Annotated in this window: 14 protein-coding genes and 1 pseudogene; 6 read left to right on the forward strand and 9 right to left on the reverse strand. The window is 60.9% G+C overall.

The window, feature by feature from the left end:
* Window positions 1-33: 33 nt before the first annotated feature.
* A complete protein-coding gene (locus BLU46_RS22895) occupies window positions 34-1,983 on the reverse strand; it encodes an LTA synthase family protein (protein ID WP_093205599.1) in 1,950 nt (649 codons plus the stop codon).
* Between the two features lie 201 nt (window positions 1,984-2,184).
* Between BLU46_RS22895 and colR the strand changes: the two genes are divergently transcribed.
* From colR to BLU46_RS22920, 5 genes are all read left to right on the forward strand, one after another.
* Window positions 2,185-2,868, forward strand: a complete 684-nt coding sequence (gene colR / locus BLU46_RS22900; protein WP_017480190.1) for a two-component system response regulator ColR — start codon at window positions 2,185-2,187, stop codon at window positions 2,866-2,868.
* On the forward strand, window positions 2,858-4,138 hold the full coding sequence (locus BLU46_RS22905) for a sensor histidine kinase (protein WP_063027547.1): 1,281 nt from the start codon (window positions 2,858-2,860) through the stop codon (window positions 4,136-4,138). Before colR ends, BLU46_RS22905 begins: the two co-directional genes overlap by 11 nt.
* Window positions 4,139-4,326: 188 nt before the next feature.
* A complete protein-coding gene (locus tag BLU46_RS22910) occupies window positions 4,327-5,007 on the forward strand; it encodes a class I SAM-dependent methyltransferase (protein ID WP_017480192.1) in 681 nt (226 codons plus the stop codon).
* 4 nt (window positions 5,008-5,011) lie between these two features.
* A complete protein-coding gene (locus BLU46_RS22915) occupies window positions 5,012-5,728 on the forward strand; it encodes a lipopolysaccharide kinase InaA family protein (RefSeq protein ID WP_023659223.1) in 717 nt (238 codons plus the stop codon).
* Window positions 5,728-5,958: a hypothetical protein gene (locus BLU46_RS22920; RefSeq protein ID WP_008433604.1), complete on the forward strand. Its 231-nt coding sequence runs from the start codon at window positions 5,728-5,730 to the stop codon at window positions 5,956-5,958. Before BLU46_RS22915 ends, BLU46_RS22920 begins: the two co-directional genes overlap by 1 nt.
* Before the next feature lie 883 nt (window positions 5,959-6,841).
* Here BLU46_RS22920 and BLU46_RS22930 read toward each other — a convergent pair.
* From BLU46_RS22930 to BLU46_RS22940, 3 genes are read right to left on the reverse strand one after another with little or no spacing between them, the layout of a single operon-like run.
* Window positions 6,842-7,939 (reverse strand): DUF1513 domain-containing protein, encoded by a 1,098-nt coding sequence (locus BLU46_RS22930; RefSeq protein ID WP_093210183.1) that lies wholly within the window; start codon window positions 7,937-7,939, stop codon window positions 6,842-6,844.
* Between the two features lie 2 nt (window positions 7,940-7,941).
* On the reverse strand, window positions 7,942-9,006 hold the full coding sequence (locus BLU46_RS22935) for an imelysin family protein (protein WP_093205602.1): 1,065 nt from the start codon (window positions 9,004-9,006) through the stop codon (window positions 7,942-7,944).
* 31 nt (window positions 9,007-9,037) lie between these two features.
* Entirely contained in the window at window positions 9,038-10,465 is a 1,428-nt protein-coding gene (locus tag BLU46_RS22940; protein ID WP_093205605.1) for a di-heme oxidoreductase family protein, read from the reverse strand.
* A 139-nt stretch (window positions 10,466-10,604) separates the two neighbouring features.
* On the opposite strand from BLU46_RS22940, the gene BLU46_RS22945 reads away from it, so the two are divergent.
* Window positions 10,605-11,168, forward strand: a complete 564-nt coding sequence (locus BLU46_RS22945) for an NAD(P)H nitroreductase (protein WP_003214103.1) — start codon at window positions 10,605-10,607, stop codon at window positions 11,166-11,168.
* Window positions 11,169-11,316: 148 nt separating this feature from the next.
* Here the strand turns inward: BLU46_RS22945 and BLU46_RS33590 are convergent, their stop codons facing one another.
* The 5 genes and pseudogenes from BLU46_RS33590 to BLU46_RS22965 all read right to left on the reverse strand — a co-directional run bounded on the left by BLU46_RS33590 (window position 11,317) and on the right by BLU46_RS22965 (window position 17,467).
* On the reverse strand, window positions 11,317-12,072 hold the full coding sequence (locus tag BLU46_RS33590) for a methyl-accepting chemotaxis protein (protein WP_371103562.1): 756 nt from the start codon (window positions 12,070-12,072) through the stop codon (window positions 11,317-11,319).
* Between the two features lie 102 nt (window positions 12,073-12,174).
* Window positions 12,175-13,455: pseudogene (locus BLU46_RS33595) on the reverse strand (PDC sensor domain-containing protein); the annotation flags it as partial.
* A gap of 122 nt (window positions 13,456-13,577) precedes the next feature.
* A complete protein-coding gene (locus tag BLU46_RS22955) occupies window positions 13,578-13,979 on the reverse strand; it encodes a YbaN family protein (protein ID WP_093210184.1) in 402 nt (133 codons plus the stop codon).
* 170 nt (window positions 13,980-14,149) lie between these two features.
* Entirely contained in the window at window positions 14,150-14,758 is a 609-nt protein-coding gene (locus BLU46_RS22960; RefSeq protein ID WP_063027555.1) for a biliverdin-producing heme oxygenase, read from the reverse strand.
* Between the two features lie 129 nt (window positions 14,759-14,887).
* Window positions 14,888-17,467: a TonB-dependent receptor gene (locus BLU46_RS22965; protein WP_093205613.1), complete on the reverse strand. Its 2,580-nt coding sequence runs from the start codon at window positions 17,465-17,467 to the stop codon at window positions 14,888-14,890.
* Window positions 17,468-17,516: the final 49 nt, after the last annotated feature.

Raw genomic sequence — 17,516 nt, forward strand, 5'->3', positions numbered from 1 at the left:
AAGCCCCGGTCAGACCTGGCCGGGGCATTTTGGTTAGCGCGTACTCACTTTGGGAACCTCGTCCTTGGGTACCCTCCAGCTCAACAACTGTTGTTTGTAGCCATAACTGGCGCCCTGGTAGTAAGTAATGGCTCGCTGAATCAACGGGTCATCGCTGCCCACACGGGACTCGTGGCTGTCGCCCAGTGCCTGGTCATGGCGGCGCAGGCCTTGGCGTGGGCTGAGAATCGCCAGGTCATTGCCGTCGAACAACCCCAGGTACTGGTAATTGCCCACCACTACCCGTGGCGGCAACGGGTTGTCTTGCAGCAGGTTGCGGCCGAAAAACGTCGACTCGTAGCTCAGGTTCAGCAAGCCCAGCAGCGTCGGGGCCAGGTCGATCTGGCTGGCCAGCTTCGCGTTCTCGCCGGCGTCCACCAGCTTGGGGGCGTAGATGAACAGTGGGATCTGGTAGTTCACCATCGGCAGGTCTTCCTTGCCCGCGCTGCCGGCTGTGTGGTCGGCGACGAAGATAAAGATTGTGTTGTCGAACCATGGCTTCTGGCGGGCCGCCTCCAGGAACTGGCCGATGGCGTGGTCGGTGTACTTCACCGCACCGTCGCGACCGTCGCCGGATTTGATATCAATGCGGCCTGCCGGGTAGGTATACGGGCGGTGGTTGGAGGTGGTCATCAGTTGCAGCAGGAACGGTTGCTGCTTGGCGTAGTCGGCATCTGCCAGTTTCAGCGTCTGTTTATAGAGGTCTTCGTCGGCCATGCCCCAGGCGTTTTTGAAGCTGATTTCCGCTTCAGGCACGCTGCTCTGGTCCACTACGCGGTAGCCGTTGCCGCTGAAGAACGCGTTCATATTGTCGAAGTAGCCGCGGCCGCCGTAGACAAACACGCTGTCATAGCCGATGGCATTGAGCTGTTGGCCCAGGCTGCCGAAACCGCTTTCGCGGCCGATGCGCTTGACGATCGAACGTCCCGGCGTCGGTGGAATGGCCAGGGTGATGGCTTCCAGGCCACGGTCGGTGCGGGTGCCGGTGGCGTAGAAGTTATTGAAGTACAGGCTCTGTTTGCGCAGCGCGTCGAGGTTGGGTGTCAGGTTATTCGGGTCGCCGTTGCTGCCCATGTACTTGGCACTGAAGCTTTCGATGGTCACCAGTACGATATTGGGTTTGCGCAGCGTGCCCGGGTTGGTAATGGCGCGACGGATATCCAGCGGATCCGTGCCGATAAACCGTGCGTTGGGTTCGCTGAGTTCGGCGCGCAACTGCTTGGCGACGACATCGGTTGGCAGGCTCTTGTAGAACTGGTTGTAGTCCAGCTCGTTATTACGGAAGGCGGCGAAGAACTGATAGGGGCCGTTGCTGGCCAGTTCGTTGTTGTAGGCGTTACCGCCCTGGCTGCGCGGGCTGTCCTGATTGATCAGTTGCAGGCTCAGGCCGGCCACCACCAGCAAGCCAAGGGCGCTGAGTAGCCGTTGGCGCATTGCAGGTAATGGCGAATTCATCGCCGCGTTGAACGGTTTACGCAACGCCAGGCTCAAGACTATCGCCAAGACTGCCAGCAGGCTCAGCAGCTTGCCGATCGGATAAGACTCCAGCAGGTTGTTCAGCACCTCTTTGGAGTAAACCAGGTAATCCACGGCAATAAAGTTGAAGCGCACGCCGAACTCGTCCCAGAACAACCACTCGGCCACGCTGGTAAAGAGCATGGCGAACAGGCTGACGGTCAGTACCGCTTGCAGGAACCAGCGATGGCCACGGCGACGCCACAACCCTGGTGGGCACAGCAGCAAATACAGGCCCAGGGGCAGGGCGGCGTAGGCGAGGAAACCGAGGTCATAGAGCAGGCCCACGCCGAATACCGGCAGCAGGTTACCGCTCACTTCATCCAGATGGGTTACCAGCAGCAGAATGCGGGTTAGTAGAAAAACAACCAGCCATGCACCGGTCACCAACAGCAAATAGCGCATTGGCGCCGTTTTTGGGAAACCCATGTCAATGTTCCTTATTTTCGATGGGCGCGATCTTCGCGCTGACACTGTAGTCAGGTTGTGAACCTATAGTGAAAAACTCGTTAAGTCTCGCAATCGGTTGAAAAGAGTAATGGACACGGCCCTCAGCCCTAGCCCTGAGTCATACTTGGCCTTAAGCTGCGCGAGCCAACACGGCCGTTACCGCGTACGGAGACACTGCCCATGCGAATTTTATTGGTTGAAGACAACCGCGATATTCTGGCCAACCTGGCCGATTACCTGGGGCTGAAGGGCTACACCGTGGATTGCGCGCAGGACGGCTTGTCAGGCCTGCACTTGGCTGCCACCGAGCATTACGACCTGATCGTGCTCGACATCATGCTGCCTGGCATCGATGGCTACACCCTGTGCAAACGCCTGCGCGAAGACGCACGGCGCGACACGCCGGTGATCATGCTCACGGCTCGCGACCAACTGGATGACCGGCTGCAGGGCTTCAAGTCCGGCGCCGATGACTACCTGCTCAAGCCGTTTGCGCTGTCGGAATTGGCCGCGCGTATCGAAGCGGTGCTGCGCCGTGCCCAGGGCGGCGGTCGCCGGACCTTGCAGGTCGGTGATCTGAATTATGACCTCGACACCCTGGAAGTCACCCGCGAAGGGCGCCTGCTCAAGCTCAACCCGGTTGGCCTGAAGCTGCTGGCGGTGCTGATGCAAAAGAGCCCTCACGTATTGCGCCGTGAAATTCTCGAAGAAGCCCTGTGGGGCGATGACTGCCCGGACAGCGACAGCTTGCGCAGCCATGTCCATCAACTGCGTCAGGTAATTGATAAACCCTTCGCCAAACCGTTGCTGCAAACGGTTCACGGTGTGGGTTATCGCCTGGCCGAGGGTCGTGATGGAGTTTAAGCAAAGCCTTGCCCAGCGGATCATCATCGCCTTCGCCTTGATGAGCGCGTTGGTGGCGGGGGCCTTCGCCATGGGCATCGTCGCCACGGTGCACCTGGTGGAAGAAAAGCTCATTTCGGCGGGCCTGGGGGGTGACCTGCAACGCCTGTTGCTGATGGACAGCGTCGAGGACTGGAGCCACCGTCCCGAGCCCGACCAATTGTTCTATTTCAGCGGCGGCCCCGGCGATTTCGAGTTGCCCAAGGACTTGCGCCATCTCGACGCCGGTTTCCATGAGGTATTCCGCGAACAGCTTTCCTACCACGCGATGGTCGAAATCGTCGACGGTCGCCGCTATGTGCTGCTGCAAGACCAGAGCGACTTCGAAGAGCGCGAGCGCGTGCTGTTCGCCGTGGTGCTGGTGGGGTTTGTGCTCAGCCTGGCGTTGGCGGTATTTCTCGGCTGGGTACTGGCGCGCAAGGTCATGGCCCCGGTGGTCCGCCTGGCCCGCCAAGTGCGTCATCGCGACCAGTTACTCGGCCTGGCGCCGCCCCTGGCCCCGGATTACGCGGCGGATGAGGTCGGTGAACTGGCCGTGGCCTTCGACGCGACCCTGGGCCGCTTGCGCCAGGCGTTGTCCCGGGAGCAGCTGTTTACCAGTGATGTCAGCCACGAGTTGCGCACCCCGCTGATGGTGCTCGCCAGTTCCTGCGAACTGTTGCTGGAGAACCCGGCAATTGACCAGCGCGGCCGTAACCAGGTCGAACGGATTGCACGGGCCTGTGAAGAAATGCGCGAACTGGTACAGACCTTCCTGATGCTGGCCCGTGCCCAGCGTGAGGAGGCTGGCATGTCTCCCCAAGCCAACCTGGCCCAGGTGGCCGATGATCTGCTGGGGATCTGGCGTGAGCCGATCGAGCGCAAAGGCCTTGAGCTGATTTATCAGCCCGGCGCGCCCTTGGATACCCGTTACAACGCGACCTTCCTGCACGCGGTGATGGGTAATCTGCTGCGCAATGCACTGCATTACACCGAACACGGCTTTATTCGCCTCACCCTGGAGCCGAGCGGCTTTGTGGTGGAAGACTCCGGTGTCGGGATACCTGAAGACAAGCGCGAAGCGATGTTCGAGCCGTTTGTACGCGGCAGCGAGAAGCGTGGCGAAGGCCTGGGATTGGGGTTGTCCCTGGTTCAGCGGATCTGCGAGAACCAAGGCTGGAGCGTCAGCCTCAGTACCATGGAGCCCAATGGCTGCCGCTTTCATGTGGAGTTGAGTCAGGTCAAGGCCTAGTACCTGCTCTGCCGCTAACCTGCGGCAGACTTCCTCATTTTCGCCGAAGATGGCACCATGCTATGACTTGTATCTGCAAAGTTTTGTAATGTATACGATTCGACAGGACAAGTTTTTCACAATGTGTTGACCTGTTGATCACGGGACGCTTCTTAAGGTTGTAGGCATCAGTAACTGGAGACCCGGTGATGCCTACCCCGATCAAGCTTGAATTTTCCGAAAAGTACGACGATCAACACGCGCAGAATTATTTGCTCAAACATCAGGACAATCTGGCTCGCCGGTTGTCCCACAAACGCGACGAGCAACTGGCGCGCGGTGCGTTAGCCATGGCGGGTGAGCCTGGCCTGGTGCTGGACTTGCCATGTGGGGCTGGGCGTTTCTGGCCTTTGCTGGCAGAAAAGCCCAACCGCGTGATCATCGGTGCCGACAATTCAGAGTCGATGCTGAAGATCGCCACGGTCGCCCAACCGGCGGATGTGGTGAAACGGGTACGGCCCTTGCAAACGTCTGCGTTTGATATCGATTTGCCGGATAACGCGGTCGACAGCATTTTCTGCATGCGCTTGATGCACCACATCGGTGACCCTGAGCACAGGCTGGCAATACTGCGCGAATTTCAGCGTGTTACCCGAGACAGCGTGATTATCTCGTTGTGGGTGGACGGCAACTTCAAGGCCTGGAAACGCAAGCGTGCCGAAGTGCGGCGTCGCAACAAAGGTGAGCAACAAGGTTACCAAAATCGGTTCGTGTTACCGGCTGCTACTGTTGAGGCAGAGTTTGAACAAGCCGGTTTCCGTGTTCAGGAATCTCTGGACTTCATACCGCTCTACGCCATGTGGCGAGTGTATGTATTGCGCAAGAGGTAACAGGATGGCTGTCGAGTGTTTACCAGGTAGTGAAGTAGCTCCCGAGGAGCGATTTGATTATTTCTGGCGCCAGCAGGGCGAGTGGGTCGAAGAGCCCAATCGTCGTCGCGGCGGTGAAAGTGGTGTGCAACGGGTGACGGGCACCAATGGTCGTTTGCTCTATAGCAAGCGCCAGACGGGCCATATCTACCGCAGTTGGCTCCATCCTTTTGGACGCCCCACTGTGTTGCGTGAGCGTGACGCCCTGAAGGGCCTGCGCTTGCTGGATGTACGTGTGCCGGAACTGGTGTTCTGCGAAGCCCGTCGCGATCCTGAGCACCAATGGAAGGCGTTGTTGGTGACAGCTTCGCTGGACGGTTTCGACGAGATCGAAAACTGGTACGCCGCGGGTGGTCGTGAGCAGTATGGCGAGTTGGTGCATGAGCGTTTGCTCAAGGAACTCGCGGGTACGTTGGCTCGGATGCACAAGGGCCGTTGGCAGCATGGTTGCCTGTATATCAAGCACATCTTTGTGCGGGTGACGGGTGAGGGTGACGCGGCGAAGGTTGAAGTGGCGCTGCTGGACTTCGAGAAGTGCCGCCAGCGCTTGACCGCTTTGCGAGCGGCGCGGCATGACATGTTGCAGTTGCGCCGCCATTCGTCGTGGAATGCTACGGACTGGCAGAAACTCAGCTACTTTTACGAGACGGCGTTTGGCAGCGCTATCAAAGGTTTAACGTAATGAAGCTAGAAATTGCACGAGGTTTGTTTCTGTTGGGGGCGTTGGGCATAGCGGCCCTCGCCCTGGCTGCTTGGGAGCAGCCCCGGACACAAGTCCTCAGTGCGGTGCAGGGTGTCGGGCAGCAGTGCCCGATGCCGCGGATCGCCAAGGTCGGTGTTGCGGCCAAGCCTGATCATGAGTTGTTGTTGTTCATGTTTGGGATGTCCCAAGGGATGAGGCCACAGAGTTGAAGAGATTGAAGCCCAAATAAAAGGCCTCGCTAGTTCGAGGCCTTTTATTTGGGCTTGGGTTTTTGGGGTTGGTTGGTTGATCGAGTACATATCCGTTGCTGCGGTAGCGGCTACTTAGGGTTCCGCTCTTACAGCGGGTCACTTTTGGCAAACGCCCCAAAAGTAACCAAAAGGTCTTTGCCCCACCACTCGGTGCCTCGCTTAGGCTCGGCATGCCCGCACTCCGGCCCGATTCCGCGGGCCGCCGCGACGGGCCATCCATGGCCCGGCGCGGCTAAATCGGCATCCTTGCCGATTTACCCGCTCCACCGTGCCTGCTTGCGGCCATCGTGGTTGACGGGGCCCGCAGATCAAGATCAAAAGCGAGAGCACAGCGGCCTCCCGGCCGGCTTGAGTGTTAAGAGCGAAAGCAGAGCTGCTTTTCTGTGGGAGCTGGCTTGCCTGCGATGCAGACAACTCGGTACATCAGGTACACCCAGTTGATGCCATCGCAGGCAAGCCAGCTCCCACATTTGACCGTGCCCGCTTTAGATTTTGATTTGGTTTTTGCTCTTCAACACTCAAGCCGGCCGGGAGGCCGCTGTGCTTTTGCTTTTGATCTTGATCTTAGGCGCCCCGTTAACCACGCTGGCCGAACGCAGGCTTTGGAGCGTGGGTAACCCGGCAGGACGCCGGGTTAGCCGTCCTGGGCCAGGGATGGCCCATGACGGCGGCCCACGGTCCAAAGCCGGAGTGAGGGCACACCGAGCCTAAGCGAGGTGCCGAGTGGTGGGGCAAGAGCGTTTTGCTTACTTTTGCGCTTTTCAAAAGTGAGCCGCTGTAAGAGCGGAACCCATAGCAGCCCTGACCGCAGCAACGGATATGCCCCCCATCAGCCCCCCGATCAAACCAGATGCAGATGGTTATCCCAAAGCCCCGCCGGCAACTCCAGCGGCTTGGCCACCAACGGCACCTGCCGACAATCATAAAACCGGCAACGCCCCTGCCCGGAAGTCACTACAAACCCGTCAGCCACCGCACCCACCCCGGCACAATCCGGCAACGGCCCGTCCAGCAGCAACTCCGCGCTGTCCATGTTCCAGATAAAGAACCGATTCCCCCGAGGCGCCGTCAACGCCACCAGCCGCAACTCACTGTGCACCGCAACGCTGGCCGTGTAATGCCCCATGGCCTGCAACTGCTCATCCGCCACCGGAAACGCCACAAACGGCTGCCCCGGTCGCTTGATCGCCAGCAACTCCGACCGCTCATGAGACGCCCCCATGAACTGCTGCCCCGCGAGGATCGTCCCGTCGCTGGCAATCCCCATATGCCGCACACTGTTCATCTGCTGGCTCAGGGTTTCCTTACTCAGCAGCGTACCGTCGCGTTGCATCAGGACCAGGCTCGGCTCCATGGCATTCAGGTTCATCTCCACCCGGCTCTCCGCCTCGGTACGAATCCCGCCGTTAGCCACCACCAGCGTCTCGCCATCAGGCATCCACGACACCTGATGCGGCCCGATCCCATGGGTAGAAATCTCCCCGGTGTGCACCAACCGCTCACCCTCGAACCGATATACCCCTAGCAAGCCGCGCCCCGGATCAGACGTGTCGTTTTCCGTGGCATACAACCACTCGCCATCCTTGTGCACCACCGCGTGCCCATAAAAGTGTCGATTGGCCTTCGAGGTGATGGTCTGCAGCAGCGCCCCGTCGCGCAAGTCGATCAGGTAGCTCTCGGTGCCCGGCCGGCGGGCGACAAACAGCGCAATCGGCAGCGTCGGGTGGTTGATGATGTCGTGACAGCGCTGACCGACCTGGGTGGCAAACACCTGCTTGCCGTCCAGGTGGAAGCCGACGGCGTAGTGTTTGCCATCACTGTCATCACGCGCCGAGAGCAGCAGCGGGCTTTTGCCCTTCTGCTTGAACAGCGTCCAGCCACCCAGGGTAATTGCACTGAGCAGCACGCTGCCGAGGGCCAAAGCCTGTCGCCTGAGCATCATCAGTCACCGTCGTTGGCGTTAAAGCCCAGTTGGATGCCCAGCGCTTTGGCCAGATCGCCTTCGTGCAGGCGGTGGACCACGTTGAGGCTGTCGTAGATATCGTTGAGTTGCTGGCGCCCGGCATCGTCGGCCAGCAGTTCATTCAGCGTACGCTGGTTGCTGGCGAACAGTTTCAGGGACGCGGCATACGCGGCGTCGATCTTGTCAGCCAATGGCTTTTGATCGGCAGGCAACAGGCCGCGCAGGCCTTTGTTGTCAACGCCGATCCAGACGGTCTGGGCGGCAGCCAGGCTGGCTTCCAGGCTTTGCAGGGACGACTGGCTGCGCCACGCATCGGCCTGGAACGGTTGCGGGATGCCCTTGGTCTGGCGGCCCATCGGGGTGCCGAGTTTTTTCTTCAGGGTGTCCAGCGCAGTCACTTGAACCCGCAGCAGGTCGGCGATGGCTTCGTGGGAATCGGCGTAGCGCTGGTTAGGAAACTTGGTCATCTGCGCCAGCATGCCGTCGGTGCTGTTCCAGCTCGACAGGATTTCTTCGGCCAGCAGTTTCTGGCGTTCGCCGATGGCTACCAGCAACGGGCAGTAACGGGCTTTTTGCGTCTCGTCCGCCAGATCGGTCTTGGCGTCGTAGAGGATGTATTCGTAGGCCGACAGCCCCTGCACCACGACGCTGGATTTGGCCAGGGCGGCGGCATCGATCTGCGGCTGGGCGGTCACCAGTTGCTCGACTTGACGACCCACCAGGTTTTTCTTGTCCGGCCAGAACTGCACCTGCCACGAGCGGTTGCCCTCGGCCAGCGGGCCGATCAGCAGTGGTTGCAACTCGGCCCAAGCCTTTTGTGCGTGCAGGAAGTCGGCACGGGCGGTCTCCAGGCTTTCCTTGCCCTGGCAATAGGCCAGGGCGCTGACGGCCAGTTGGCGGTCGGCTTCAACCCAGCGGCTGTAGGTGGGCAGGATCACTTGCTTGGCGATGGCCGCCGAGGTCACCGCTTGCGGGTCCTGGGGCGAGCACGCACCGAGGGCGAGGGCGGCCAGGCTGGTGAACAACAACTTGGGACGGAACATGTCGAGCTCCCTTCTGTAATTAGGACAAAGCTTATAAAGAATTCAGAAATGCCAGCAACGCGGCGCGCTGCTCGGCATTGAACGACAACACATGCTGCTGCGCCGCCTGGGCTTCACCGCCGTGCCACAGCACGGCCTCCATCAGGTTACGGGCGCGGCCGTCATGTAAAAACTGGGTGTGGCCACTGACGGCTTGCGTCAGGCCAATGCCCCACAACGGCGGCGTGCGCCAGTCGCGGCCACTGGCCTTGAATTCGGTACGGTTGTCGGCGAGGCCGTCGCCCATGTCGTGCAGCAGCAAGTCGCTGTAGGGGCGAATCACTTGGTTGGCCAATTCAGGTTCGGCGGCCGTTGGCGCCGTGGTGAACTGCGGTGTGTGGCAGCCCTGGCAGCCAGCCTGGTAGAACAGGTTTTTCCCGGCCAGCACCTGCGGTGCGTTGACGCCGCGGCGGGCCGGGACGGCCAGGTTGCGGGTGTAGAACAGCACCAGGCGCAGGATGTTGTCGCTGACCTCAGGCTCGCCATCCGGTCCGTTGCCGTTGGGCGCCTGTTTGCAGGCCACTTGTGCATCGGTGCAGTCATCGAACGGTCTCAGGGACGTGGTGAGGCCCATATCACCAGAAAACGCGTGAACATTTTGTTGATTGAGGTTCGGTTGCCCGGCTTTCCAGCCAAATCGACCGAGGACGGTCTTGTGTTGCGCGTCGTCCCAGACCCAGTTCGCACGTCCGACGATGGCTTCCTTGTCGGCGGTTTTCGGGTCGGTATTGCGCAGGATGTCGGCGTCGGGGATGGCTTCCAGCAGCCCCAGGCCGATCATCGGCGGGGCAACCCGGGCCGAGAAGCGCGTGTCGGGGTGCATCGGGCCGTAGCCCAGCTGGGTGATTTGCAGCGCTGGCTTGCGCAACTCGACGACGGTGCCGTCTTTGAAGCTGACGTTGACCGGTGTGTAGTCGACCCGCACCTTGCCTTCCGGGGCGACGCCAGGCACGGCCATGTCCTGCAATTGCCCACCGTAGACGGGCTCGGGGACGACACCCAGTTGCTCGATGACCTTGGCATAGGGCGGTGCATCGGGGATCGACAGGCGTACCAGCATCGACACCGCGTTGGCTGCATCGGGCAGCGGCGGATGACCACGGCCATCCTTGATATGGCAGTTCTGGCACGCATTGGTGTTGAACAGCGGCCCCAGCCCATCGCGGGCAGTGGTGGTAGACGGGGCAATCACCCAGGGGCTGCGGAAGAAACTGTTGCCCACGCTGAAGTCCAGGCGCCGGGTCGGGGACAGGTTGGCCGAGGGCAGCGAGAAGGCGTTCTGGTCGGTCTTCCTGACCGTTGTCGCGCCGCCAGCCCTTGCTTCACCCGGCTCAGCCTTGGTGAATCGCGGGGCGTCATCGCAGGCACTCAGGCTCAGGGCCATCAACAGTGCAGACAGGCGAAGGGGCGAACGGGACATCAGTCTTCCTGAACGTGGGCTGAAAATAAGGCCGCAAAGTCTAACAGGGCAGGGCGGTTTGAATAAGAGCAATTATCGTTTGGTGGTATCCGATTCATTCCCGCTAGAATGACTGCACATTTTTCTCTGGAGGTGGCCAATGCAGGCTCTCGACGCTTTGCTCAACCGTGTTTCCGTGCCGCGACTGCTGGACCCGGCACCGACCCAGGAGCAGCGCGATCTGCTGTTCGCCGCCGCCATGCGCGCGCCCGACCACGGCCAGCTACGGCCTTGGCGTTTCCTGACGGTGGAAGGTGCGGCACGTGAGCGCATGGGCACGCTGCTGGCCGAAGCCGCCCGCCTGCAGGACGCCGACGCGCCCCAGGCCGCGATCGACAAGGCGCAGAACGGCCCGCTGCGTGCGCCGTTGGTGGTGGTAGTGATTGCCCGCCTGCAAGAACATTTCAAAGTGCCAAAATCCGAGCAGCTGCTGGCGGCGGCCTGTGCGGCCCACGGGATTCTGCTGGCGGCGTACGCCCAGGGGATCGGCGCGGTGTGGCGCACCGGTGAGTTGTCGTACTCGGCCCATGTCGCCAAAGGCCTCGGGCTGAAGGCGGATGAGGAAGTGATTGGCTTCCTTTACCTGGGCACCCCACAAAACCCGCCGCGTACGGCCCCGAAAGAAGACCTGGCGCCGTTTGTGGCAGCCTGGACGGGTCAATAAGGCACCGCAACTCTGCTGTGGACGGGCTTGTGTGGGAGCGGGCTTGCTCGCGAATGCGGGGTGTCATTCAGTACATGTACCGACTGATCCACCGCATTCGCGAGCAAGCCCGCTCCCACATTGGGTCCTCACTGGATTCAAGCTCGGGTCAAACCCGAAACTGATCCATCAGCTTCATCTGCTGGCTGGCCAAGGCATTGAGCTGGCTGCTGATGGCTGCCGATTCGGTGGCTTGGCCGGTGAGGGTTTCGGTCACTGTGCGGATCGCCGAGACGTTGCGGTTGACCTCTTCGGCCACCGCACTCTGCTGCTCGGCAGCGCTGGCGATTTGCAGGTTCATGTCGCTGATGACCGTCACCGCATCGCTGATCTTGCCCAGGGCCTGCACCGCCTGATGAATCTGCCCGGCATTGTTCTGCGCCTGGGTCTGGCTCGAGTGCATGGTCGCTACCACCCCACGGGTGCCGGTCTGGATGCGCTCGATCACCAGGCGAATCTCCTCCACGGAATCCTGGGTACGCTTGGCCAGGTTGCGCACCTCGTCGGCCACCACCGCAAAACCTCGCCCGCTTTCCCCGGCCCGTGCTGCTTCAATTGCGGCGTTCAGGGCCAGCAGGTTGGTCTGTTCGGCGATGCTGCGGATCACTTCCAGTACCGAACCGATCTGCTCACTGTTCACCGCCAGGGCTTCGACTTCGGTCACGGCCTTGCTGACTTCTTCGGCCAGGGTGGTGATGTCGCGGGTGCTGCGCTCAATGATCTGCATGCCTTCACGGGCTGACTGGTCGGCACCGCGGGCAGCGCTGGCGGCGTTGGAGGCGCTGTTCGCCACGTCGTGGGCGGTGGCGCTCATTTCATTCGAGGCCGTGGCCACCTGGTCGATCTCACGGAACTGCACCTGCATGCCCTCACTGGTCTGGCGCGCGATTGCGGAAGACTGGTCGGCGGTGCCACGGGCTTCGGTGATGCTTTGCTTGATTTGCGCAATGGTCGGCTGCAGCTTGTCGAGGAAGCGGTTGAACCAGTTCACCAGTTCCCCCAGTTCATCCTTTTTACCGTAGGCCAGGCGCTGGGTGAGGTCACCGTCGCCGCTGGCGATTTCCTTGAGCATGGCGGCCACGCTGTTGATCGGCCGGGTCACGCCGGTGGCCGTCAGCCAGATCAGCAACAAGCCCAGCAGGCCGGCGGCTGCGCCCACCAGCAACGCCTTGACGGTGCCACTGGCCTGGGCTTTGTCGAGCACGGCCTGGAGTTTCAGTGAGTCTGCCAACAGCACTTGTTTAGGCAGCTTGATCACTACCCCCCAGGATTTGGCGTCGGCAATCGGCTTGACCGGGTACACGGCGCGAATCGTGCCGTCTTCCTCGCGGATCTTGCGGGTATCGCTGGCCAACAGTTGCACGATCTCTTTGCCTTCGGCGCCGAGAGTGTCCACCAGGTTTTTGCCGACCTTGGCCGGCTCGCCGCTGTAGCCGGCGATCAAGCCGTTACCAGACAGTATTTCGAGAATCCCAGCACCGTTGAACAGCTCTTTTTGTGCGGCATCGGTGGCCGCTTGAAGGGCGTTGAGGGCGAGGTCGATCCCCACTACGCCGATCACCTTGCCGTCGACCAGCAGGGGCAGGGAAATGGTGGTCATCAACACCGGTTTGCCGGCTACGGTGTCTTCATACGGGTCCAGCAGGCAGGTGTTTTTGGTGTCCCGTGGGCAGGTGTACCAGATGTTGTAAGGCGTACCGCTGAGGTTGAGGGTGGTCTTGGTCAGGTCATCCTCGACCATCACCGTGTTCAGGCCTTCGCCACCGGCGCGGCTCCAGTAGCTGGAAAAACGGCCTTTTTCGTTGGACACACGGGCGGCGTCGTTGACGAATTCGCTGTCTTTGCCGTCGAGGGCGTTGGGCTCGAACGACAGCCAGATACCAAGCACCTTGGTGTTGCGGTCGAAGGCGGTTTTCAGGCTGTGGTTGAGTTCTTCACGCAAGGCCCCGGCGTCCATGGAACGCTTGCTGGCCAAGGTACGCAGGTCTTTGATCTGGTCGGCAAGGGCGGTGACCACCAACAGGCTTTCACCGAAGGTCTTTTGCAGTTGCACCGCTTGTTCAGCGGCCTTGGCCTGCAGCAGGTTCTGTACGCTGTCGGTGAGCATTCGCGAGCTTGAATCGTTGATCAACTGGTCGTTCTGATTGGTCTGGTAGAGGTTCATGCCGACCACCAGGGCGATTACCCCCAGCAGGCAGAGACCGGACAACAGCACGATTTTCAAGCGAATGGAGAGGGTGTCGAGCATAGGTGTACCCGCGAATGGACTTATTAGTATGCAAGCTCAGGCGAGTCCATTCGGCGCTATGCCCGGAATATCGGCTTGGGCCGGCAGTTCATGAGCGGGAGCCGATGGGTGGTAGGCGGTTGTCAGGTCGGTTGCGGGAGGCGTTCCGGCCGAGACCAGATCCACAGGTTGCCCATGCTCATTCCGGCGATGGCCAGGTAGATCGGCCAGCCGTGGTCAAGCATCACCAGCATCAAGCCGGCGCACAGCAGCATGCTCACGGTGGCGCTGACTTTGGCCCGGCGGGCGATGATCTTGCCATTGCGCCAATTAAGCAGGATCGGCCCGAACAGCCGGTGGTTTTCCAGCCATGCGCTCAGGCGCGGTGAGCTTTTGGTGGCGGCCCAGGCGGCCAGCAGGATGAATTCAGTGGTGGGTAAGCCCGGAACCACAATCGCAATCAAACCGATGCCCAGGCTGACGTAGGCCAGCAGGCCGAACAGGACACGGGCGATTTTGGATGATGATTGGGTTTTGCCGGTCATGGGTGCGGTTTGCATGGATGGATTTACGAAGGATTCAAAGTGAAACCGGATCAAAATGTGGGAGCGGGCTTGCTCGCGAATACGGTGGATCAGTCGGTACATGTATTGACTGACACACCGCATTCGCGAGCAAGCCCGCTCCCACATTTGATTGCATTCCAATCAGGGAATCAGGCCAGTTCAGGAGCGCTAGCGTACGCCTGTTCCAGCAACACGGTGAAGCGCACGAACGCATCAATCGCGCCTTTCTCCACTTCGGCTTCTTCTTCTGCGCTGAATTCCAGTGCGTCGAGGGTGCGAGTGAAGCGCTTCCAGCCTTCAGCGCGACCACCCGCCGGCTCGCCCAGGTGGCGGGCGCCGAAGGTTTCGCTCAAGCCCAGGCCCACGGCACGCTTGATCAGGAACGCGGCGCCCAGCTTGGAGCCTTCAGACACGAACAGCCAGCCCAGGGCTTCGGCCTTGCTCGGGTTTTTCACCGCGCCGGCAACTGGTGCCGGTACTTCGGTGTCCAGGTCGCCCAGGTCCAGCTTGGCCGCTTCGGCACGGCAGCGCTCGGCCAGGTCGGGGACGATCTTGATCAGCTCGGCATCGTTGTACAGCGCCACCAGCTCCGATTGGAACAGGTACTGCGCAACCACGAAGCGGGCGAAGTTGGCCTGGGTTTCAAACGGTGCATGGGCCTTTACCAGCGCGTCGAGCTTGGTGTGCGGCTCGTTGGTGATCTGGTTCAGGCGCTGGGAGCGCAGGGCGGCACGTTCTGCGTTAGGAGAGGCGGTCATCGGGAAGTCCTTGAGAAGAGAAAGCGTCTGGTTGCCAGGCTGTTATGAACTAGACGAACCAGAAGACGCGTCACAGTAAAAAATCCTCACCCCGCCGAAGATAAAATCCGGCGGGGGAGGCTCCATTGATCAGATGTCCCAGATCAGGTTGATCGCAAAGTTGCGGCCCGGTTGGGTCAGGCGGTCCAGGTTGGCCGGCCCGGTCACACCCGCTTCGCCGACGCTGTCGTAGCTGCGAACGTCGTCCCAGTCCCAGTATTTCTTGTCGGTCAGGTTGTACAGGCCACCGTTGATGGTCACGTCGTTGGTGACTTTGTAGAAGCCGGTCAGGTCCACGATGCCGAAGCCCGGGGTCTTGAACGGGCCGTTGGCGCTGTTGCCGTCGGGGGCGAAGAAAGTGGTGCTGTCGACGCGATTCTGTTTCTTGACCAGGGTCCAGCTGACCAGGGCACCGTAGTTCTGCTGGTCGTAACCCAGGCCAAATACGCCCTTGAGCGGGTTGACGCTGTTCAGCGGTTCGCCGTTGTCGTCGTTGCGCCCGTAGGTGTAGGCAATCGAGCCTTTGGTGTACAGGCCCTGCGGCGCGCCAAACGCATCGAGGTTCAAGCGGCCCTTGGCTTCCACGCCCTTGATGGTGGCGTGTTTGATGTTGTTGGCTTCGAACTGCTGAACCGTGCCACCAGCGACCGAGGCATCTTCGTTGATGAAATCACGGTACTTGTTGTAGTACACCGCCACGTCAAAGGAGCCCGAGTCGAAGTTGCCGCGAATTCCGGTTTCGACACCTCGGCTGCTTTCCGGCTTGAGGTCCGGGTTGGGTTCGACGGTGTAGCTCTGTTGCAGGTTTTCAAAGCGGCCATACAAGGCCTTGGCCGACGGCGTGCGATAGCCTTCGGCGTATTGGCCGAACCAGGTGTATTGCTCGGTCAGGGCGTAAGTCACGCCGAATTTTGGCGTTACACGGTGCCAGTTCTTTTCCGAATTGCTGTGGTCGTAGATGCGTGCCGGGTCAACGGTATTGAGAAATTCCTGAGTCAGCTTGGGTTTGAGCTGGATGTAGTCGTAACGCACGCTGGGCAGGAAGGTCCACTTGTCCCAGGCAATCTGATCCTGGGCAAACAACGCGTAGGAGTTGATGGTCGGATCCGGGAAGTCGCTGGCCTTTTTCACGCTGTCGGCGGCCGACGGGCTCGGTGCGCCGATGGCCGTGCAACCGCTGCCGACCGCCAGGCAGGTCGCGGAGCCTTCACGGGAACCCGTGACTTTCTGCTGTTTGAGGGTAGTGCCGTAGGTCACTACATGATCGGTTTCGCCGATGCTGAAAGCCTTGTCCAGCTGCGCGTCGAATACCCACTGTTTCTCTTCGTACAGGGTGTCGCGGGTGCGCAGCACCTTGCGCGATGGCTGGTAGATCTCTGCGGTGGTCTGGTCGGTCTTGGCGATCTGGTAGTTGAGGCTGGTCTTGATGTGATCGGCAATCGGCGAGTCGAGGGCGAACGTGTTTTCTATGCCGAAACGCTCGCGGGTGATGGTGTCGTTGCCTGTACGGCCGCGGTAGAAGTTAAAGCCCTGGCCACCGACGAACGGGCCACCTACCGCGTTTTTCAGGTTGGTGTCGCGATCATCCTTGAACTTCTCGTAGGTCAGGCCCAGGCGATTCTCTTCACCATAATTCCAGCCGAGCTTGGCCAGTATGTTAGTGGTGCGCGCATCTTCCGGGTTGGCGCCGGTGCGGGCCAGGCCGGTGGCGTTATTGCCGTCGTAGGACTCCATTTCGTGGCCGTTGCGCTGGCTCAGGTGCAGCAAGCCGTCGAAGTCCTGTACGCGACCGGCGACGGTGCCGGAGGTCAGCCAGCTTTCGTCGGCGGAGCTGTAGCCGGTCTTCAGGCGCGCGCCGAAATCCTGGCCGGGCTTGATGATGTCGTCGGGGTCGAGGGTGAAATAGCTCACGGCGCCGCCGATGGCGCTGCTGCCGTACAACGCCGAGGCCGGGCCGCGCAGGATTTCCACGCGCTTGACGATTTCCGGGTCGACATAGTTGCGGCGGGTCTTGGCGTAGGGGCCGTTGAAGAAGTTGTCCGGGACTTCGACGCCGTCCACCTGGGTCAGGATGCGGTCACCGTCGATGCCGCGAATGTTGTAGCCGGCGTTCCCGGAGCGGGTCCCGGCACCCCCCACCGACACACCTGGCTCATAGCGCACCAGTTCGCGGATGGTGTTGACGTTCTGGCGGTCCAGTTCTTCGCGGTCATGCACGGTCACGGTGCTGGGCACGCTGTCTACGGCCTGTTCCTGGCGGGTGGCGCTGATGGTCATTTGTTGCAGGGTGATGGCGCTGCCGGCGGCGCGTTTTTCCAGGACGATGTTGTTGTTGCTCAGTTTGCGATAGCCCAGGTTGGTCCCCACCAACAGCCGGTCCAGGGCTTTATCTGCCGGCAACGCCCCGCGTACGCCAGGGGACGACACACCCTGGCCCAGTTCGGCGGGCAGGCCGACTTGCCAGCCGGTCACCGCGGTGAAGGCGTTCAGCGCCGAGACCAGGGATTGCTGCTCGATGCTGAAGCTGTAATTGCCCTGGCTGCGGGTGGCAGGCTCAGCGGCGGTAGCGGCCATGACGGGCGCACCGGCCAACAGGATTGCGGCCGTCAGCAGGGACACGCCGTGGCGGCGAACGGGCGAAGAGGACCGGCGGTTGAAACGAGACGACATCGAGAGCGCTCCGGAAGGTACGAATCTTATAGTTGCGACACTGAATCAA

This window comes from Pseudomonas yamanorum, assembly GCF_900105735.1.
Taxonomy (GTDB): domain Bacteria; phylum Pseudomonadota; class Gammaproteobacteria; order Pseudomonadales; family Pseudomonadaceae; genus Aquipseudomonas; species Aquipseudomonas yamanorum.

Excerpts from the sequence above, each read along its gene's own strand:
- BLU46_RS22895 (WP_093205599.1), bottom strand. The coding sequence starts at position 1,983 with ATGGGTTTCCCAAAAACGGCGCCAATGCGCTATTTGCTGTTGGTGACC.
- colR (WP_017480190.1), top strand. The coding sequence starts at position 2,185 with ATGCGAATTTTATTGGTTGAAGACAACCGCGATATTCTGGCCAACCTG.
- BLU46_RS22905 (WP_063027547.1), top strand. The coding sequence starts at position 2,858 with ATGGAGTTTAAGCAAAGCCTTGCCCAGCGGATCATCATCGCCTTCGCC.
- BLU46_RS22910 (WP_017480192.1), top strand. The coding sequence starts at position 4,327 with ATGCCTACCCCGATCAAGCTTGAATTTTCCGAAAAGTACGACGATCAA.
- BLU46_RS22915 (WP_023659223.1), top strand. The coding sequence starts at position 5,012 with ATGGCTGTCGAGTGTTTACCAGGTAGTGAAGTAGCTCCCGAGGAGCGA.
- BLU46_RS22920 (WP_008433604.1), top strand. The coding sequence starts at position 5,728 with ATGAAGCTAGAAATTGCACGAGGTTTGTTTCTGTTGGGGGCGTTGGGC.
- BLU46_RS22930 (WP_093210183.1), bottom strand. The coding sequence starts at position 7,939 with ATGCTCAGGCGACAGGCTTTGGCCCTCGGCAGCGTGCTGCTCAGTGCA.
- BLU46_RS22935 (WP_093205602.1), bottom strand. The coding sequence starts at position 9,006 with ATGTTCCGTCCCAAGTTGTTGTTCACCAGCCTGGCCGCCCTCGCCCTC.
- BLU46_RS22940 (WP_093205605.1), bottom strand. The coding sequence starts at position 10,465 with ATGTCCCGTTCGCCCCTTCGCCTGTCTGCACTGTTGATGGCCCTGAGC.
- BLU46_RS22945 (WP_003214103.1), top strand. The coding sequence starts at position 10,605 with ATGCAGGCTCTCGACGCTTTGCTCAACCGTGTTTCCGTGCCGCGACTG.
- BLU46_RS33590 (WP_371103562.1), bottom strand. The coding sequence starts at position 12,072 with ATGCAGGTGCAGTTCCGTGAGATCGACCAGGTGGCCACGGCCTCGAAT.
- BLU46_RS22955 (WP_093210184.1), bottom strand. The coding sequence starts at position 13,979 with ATGACCGGCAAAACCCAATCATCATCCAAAATCGCCCGTGTCCTGTTC.
- BLU46_RS22960 (WP_063027555.1), bottom strand. The coding sequence starts at position 14,758 with ATGACCGCCTCTCCTAACGCAGAACGTGCCGCCCTGCGCTCCCAGCGC.
- BLU46_RS22965 (WP_093205613.1), bottom strand. The coding sequence starts at position 17,467 with ATGTCGTCTCGTTTCAACCGCCGGTCCTCTTCGCCCGTTCGCCGCCAC.